At 27.7% G+C, this 4,894-nt stretch carries 7 protein-coding genes; 5 read left to right on the forward strand and 2 right to left on the reverse strand.

Translation table 11 applies throughout. The features are described from left to right. From Q0V09_RS07685 to Q0V09_RS07700, 4 genes are all read left to right on the forward strand, one after another. Positions 1-481 (forward strand): extracellular solute-binding protein (locus Q0V09_RS07685; RefSeq protein WP_297488170.1); only part of this gene is annotated, 481 nt, incomplete at its 5' end. A 1-nt stretch (position 482) separates the two neighbouring features. Beyond that, positions 483-1,436, forward strand: a complete 954-nt coding sequence (locus tag Q0V09_RS07690; RefSeq protein ID WP_297405085.1) for a carbohydrate ABC transporter permease — start codon at positions 483-485, stop codon at positions 1,434-1,436. 2 nt (positions 1,437-1,438) lie between these two features. Continuing rightward, complete coding sequence (locus tag Q0V09_RS07695) at positions 1,439-2,266, forward strand: carbohydrate ABC transporter permease (protein ID WP_297488173.1); 828 nt, start codon at positions 1,439-1,441, stop codon at positions 2,264-2,266. 2 nt (positions 2,267-2,268) lie between these two features. Next, positions 2,269-3,564: a sulfatase-like hydrolase/transferase gene (locus Q0V09_RS07700; RefSeq protein ID WP_297405842.1), complete on the forward strand. Its 1,296-nt coding sequence runs from the start codon at positions 2,269-2,271 to the stop codon at positions 3,562-3,564. 15 nt (positions 3,565-3,579) lie between these two features. Here Q0V09_RS07700 and Q0V09_RS07705 read toward each other — a convergent pair whose 3' ends face one another. Further along, positions 3,580-4,023 (reverse strand): YaiI/YqxD family protein, encoded by a 444-nt coding sequence (locus Q0V09_RS07705; RefSeq protein ID WP_297405843.1) that lies wholly within the window; start codon positions 4,021-4,023, stop codon positions 3,580-3,582. Between the two features lie 101 nt (positions 4,024-4,124). On the opposite strand from Q0V09_RS07705, the gene Q0V09_RS07710 reads away from it, so the two are divergent. Continuing rightward, on the forward strand, positions 4,125-4,610 hold the full coding sequence (locus Q0V09_RS07710; RefSeq protein ID WP_297405844.1) for a hypothetical protein: 486 nt from the start codon (positions 4,125-4,127) through the stop codon (positions 4,608-4,610). Positions 4,611-4,629: 19 nt separating this feature from the next. Here the strand turns inward: Q0V09_RS07710 and Q0V09_RS07715 are convergent. Then, positions 4,630-4,894: iron hydrogenase small subunit (locus Q0V09_RS07715; protein ID WP_297488175.1), on the reverse strand; the 265-nt coding region annotated here is incomplete at its 5' end.

The following is a 4,894-nucleotide window of genomic DNA, read 5'->3' on the forward strand; positions in this document are numbered from 1 at the left end:
CCAGTGGTATTATACAGACTTTATGAAAGAAGCCCCAGAAGAAGCAAAGGGAGATTTAGGTTTATTTCTTATGCCAACAAGAGATACAGAATCTGATCCATTTAGATATTTTGTAACAGGAGAGGTTTTCTTATCTGTACCAAAAGCTTCTAAAATGCAAAAAGAAGCTGTTGCGTTTTTAGATTGGTTCTTTACAAGTGAATATTACACTGGATATATTAATCATATGCAAGTATTACCATCTGTAGCTGGAGTAAAAGTTGAGAATAGTCCTTTTATATCTGTATTAGAAGGTCATGATAATCTTGAGCCAGTTTATCAAATTCCAGGAAAAGAGAATTTTACAAAAATAAAAAATGCTGCACGTTATGATCAAAATCAGTTATCTCAATTTTTATTAAGTGGTGGAGACTTTGATTCTTTAATGGCAGAATGGAATAAAAAATGGAAAGAGACTAAGGCAAAAGTTATTGGGGGATAAAATGAAAGAAAATAATGTAGTATTGGAAAATCCTAAAAAAAGTAGTTTAGGGACACAAAATATTAGAGAAAAAGCAGTTAATTTTTTTCAAAATAGAGATAATCAAAAGTTTTTACTTCTTGTGACTTTTTTGATGATTCCGACTATAATGCTTTTTTCATTTATTATTTACCCTGCATTAAAACTAATATATATAAGTTTTACAGATTGGAATGGAGTATCACCAACATATAACTATATAGGTTTTGACAATTATAAAAATTTATTTACAGCGAAACATTCGTGGATCACATTAAAGGCTAATAGTGTTTATTTTATCCTTCATTTTTTATTAATTCCAGTGGAGCTATATATAGCTTTTCTATTAGATAGGTATATAAAAGGGAGTGAATTTTTTAAAAGTGTTTTCTTCATGCCTTATATAATAAATGGAGTTGCAGTAGCATATATGTTTTCATTTTTATATAGTTCAGAAGATGGAGTGTTAAATGGAGTATTAGCTCTTATGAATATAGGCAAAGTTGGATGGTTAAGTGATGCATCTATAGTTAATTTTTCTTTAACTATAGTTTCTTTATGGAGATTTACAGGGATGCCTATAATCTTATTTTTAGCTGGATTACAATCAATTTCAAAGGATATGTTAGAAGCGGCAGAAATTGATGGAGCTAGTGTTTTTCAACAATTTTATCAAATAATAATACCGAATATTAAAACAGTTTTAAGTATAGTTTTATTTTTAAATGTTAGAGGAGCTTTAATGGTATTTGATATTCCTTTTGTTATGACAAGTGGAGGACCTAATGAAAGTAGTACAACATTTGCTTTAAATCTTGTGAAAACAGCATTTGAATTTGAAAATTTTGGATTATCATCATCAATGGCAATAGTGTTAATATTTATGATAATAATTTTATCTAAAATTCAAAATAAAATGTTAAATATAAAGGAGTAATTATGAGAAAAACTAATAAGATTTTTGATATATTTAATCATACACTATTTGTTATATTTAGTTTAATAGTAATAATGCCATTGGCAATAACATTTTTTTCATCTTTTAAAACACCTATCCAAATAGCAAGTGAAAGTGTTTTATCTTTTCCATCACCTTTTACACTGGAAAATTATATTGATGTATTTAAGGATGGAAATGTATTAACAGCTGTAAAAAATTCAACAATATTAGTTGTAGCAGCAGTTGTAATAAACTCTTTACTTGCAAGTATGGTAGCTTATTCATTAAGCAGATTTGAATTTAAATTAAAAAGATTTTTCTTTTTTCTTTTAAGTGTGGGAATGCTTTTACCTGGATTTATAGCTGAAATAACAAGATTTGGAATTATAGCTAAACTTGGAGTTTATGATACATTACTTGCACCTCTATTAATTTATGTGGGAACAGATTTAATGCAAATATATATTTATAAACAATTTATTGATCAAATTCCTTTTTCAATAGATGAAAGTGCTATGATGGATGGTTGTTCATATTTTACAATATATTGGAAAATAATATTTCCTATGATAGTACCAGCAACAGCAACACTTGCGATTTTAAAAACTGTAGCAGTTTTAAATGATATGTTTACGCCATATTTATATATGCCAAGTCCTAAAAATGCAACATTGACAACTATGCTTATGAATTATGTAGGAAGAAGTGGATCATGGGCTAAACTTAGTGCAGCAGTTGTTGTTGTAATGATTCCAGGAATAGTTATTTATTTGATATTTAGAAAAAAAATATTAGCAGGAATGGCTGCAGGAGCAGTGAAGGAGTAGATATGAAAAATATTTTATTCATTTTTTCTGATCAACAAAGACAAGATACAATGGGATGTTATGGTCAAAAGTTACCAGTGACTCCTAATTTAGATATACTTGCTCAAGAGGGAAGTCTTTATGAAAATGCATACACTCCTCAACCAGTTTGTGGTCCAGCAAGATCATGTTTGCAAACAGGAAAATATCCAACAGAGATTGGAACTTTTATAAATGGAATTTCTTTAAAAGAGGATGAAAAAACTCTTGCAAAATATTTAAATGCGGTAGGATATCAAACAGCATATGTAGGGAAGTGGCATTTAGCATCTGATGATGGGAAAGAGGAGTATTTCTATAGAGGAGTTCCTAAAGAGAAAAGAGGAGGATATAAGGACTATTGGATGGCTTCTGATATTTTAGAGTTTACATCAAATGGATATGAAGGTTATGTATTTAATGAAAAAAATGAAAAAATAGAATTTAAAAAATATAGAGTTGACGCAATAACTGATTATGCTATAGATTTTTTAGATAAGAAAGATAATAAAAAGCCATTTTTTCTGTTTTTATCATATATTGAACCTCATCATCAAAACAGTATGAAAACGTATCAAGGTCCAATAGGATCAAAAGATAAATTTTCAAACTTTACTCTTCCAAAGGATTTAGATGTTTTAGGAGGAGGAGACAGTAAAGATGAGTATGCGGATTATTTAGGATGTTGTAATTCAATAGACAGTAATGTGGGAAGAATAGTTGAAAAATTAAAGGAAAGTGGAGAGTTTGAAAATACCATAATTATTTATACAAGTGATCATGGATGCCATTTTAAAACTAGGAATAGGGATTTAAAAAAACCAGGTGGTGATGACTATAAAAGGTCTTGTCATGAAGGAGTAGCAAAGGTACCTTTAATTATTCATGGATTAGAAGGAATAAAAAAAGGGAGAATAAAAGATTTAGTAAGTTTAATTGATATTCCTAAAACAATACTTGAAATAGTAAAAATAAAAGATGATGATATGCAAGGAGAATCACTATTATCATCAAATAAAAGAGATAATGTTTTTATTCAAATAAGTGAAAGTATTGTAGGCAGAGCTATAAGAACAAAGAGATACAAGTATTGTATGTGGGATCCAAGTAAAAATCCATGGAAAGATAGTAAAAGTCAGATATATGAAGGATTGTACCTTTATGATTTAAAAAAAGATCCATATGAACTGTATAATTTAGCAGGAAGAGATGAATATAAAACAATTGAAAGAAAAATGAAAGAAGAGATATACGAACAAATAAGAAAATATGAAAAATAAAAAATTAAGTCCTAATTAAAGGACTTGATTTTTTTTTATTAAAGAGATTAAAGATTCTTTAAATGAGATATTATTATCTGTTGTTCTTTTTTTAGGACCTTTGGTTCTTTTGCCTGAATTTCTCATTTTTTGAGACATATGTCTAGAAAAAAGAAGACTTTCAATATTAAATTTATTATAAATAAGTCCATTTTGATTTAAGCAATGTGCATTTTTAGTTAAAATCATAGATGCTAATCCAAAATCTTGAGTGATAATAATATCATTTTCTTCCACAGAAGATAATAAAGCAAAATCTACAGCATCAGGTCCTTGAGCAATAGTGATGGTTTTTGCACCATCTTTTTTTAGTTCATGTGCTGTATCGCAAAATAGGATAACTTCTTTATTAAAAGATTTAGCAATTTCAATTGTTAGGTCAACGACAGGACAAGCATCAGCATCAATTAGTATTTTCATATATTCTCCTCTAAAAAATAATATAAAAATAATATATCATAATTTTCAAGGAAAAATAAGTAAAAAAATGTATAAGATTAAAGAGGATAGGGGGGGAATCTATGGAAAAACACATTCAAAAGAATCTTTGTAGAGTTTTTATGAAGAATTTAAAAGAGGATGGAATAGTAATAGAATTAGAGAAAGAAAAGAAATCTTGTTTTTTAAGAAGAGGTTTAATAATAGAAAGTTTAAATTTTGAGTTTGATACTATTATTAGAAATAGATATAGAGGTAGACGATTAATTGTAGAAAAAATTAAAAAAATATCTGAAAAGGAAAAATATGTAGGGATGTGGTTAGGAGATTCTTTTTCAAAATTAGACAGGTTAGATATTTTATATTCTTTAAATATTTGTTATTCAGCTTTAAAAGATGATGGAATACTTTATCTTTCTTTTTGTTTCGGAGAGGAAGATAAAATAGTGGATAATATTTTATATACTTGTTTTATAGAAAATGAATTAATTGATTTTGTAAGTTTTACAGAATTTTTAATAGTAGACATTAAAGTTACAGATAAATTAGAGATAATATTAAAAAAATGAGATCAACGATCTCATTTTTTTAGTGTTTATGATGAAGAAGTTTATGTGCTGTATGTGAAAGTGGAGAATTTAAAAACTCCTCATAACATTTTAAAACGTCAGGATTTTCATGTGAGAATCTAATGGAAGCATTTTTGTCAATATTGTATAAAATTGACGAACGATTATTAAATTTATCAATACTTTCGTGTATCAATTGTCCACCACCACAAACACATCCCCCAGGACATGCCATAACTTCAACAAAATCGTAAGAAACAACTCCTTTATCCAAACTTTCTAAC

This window comes from uncultured Cetobacterium sp., assembly GCF_947039425.1.
Classification (GTDB): Bacteria; Fusobacteriota; Fusobacteriia; order Fusobacteriales; family Fusobacteriaceae; genus Cetobacterium_A.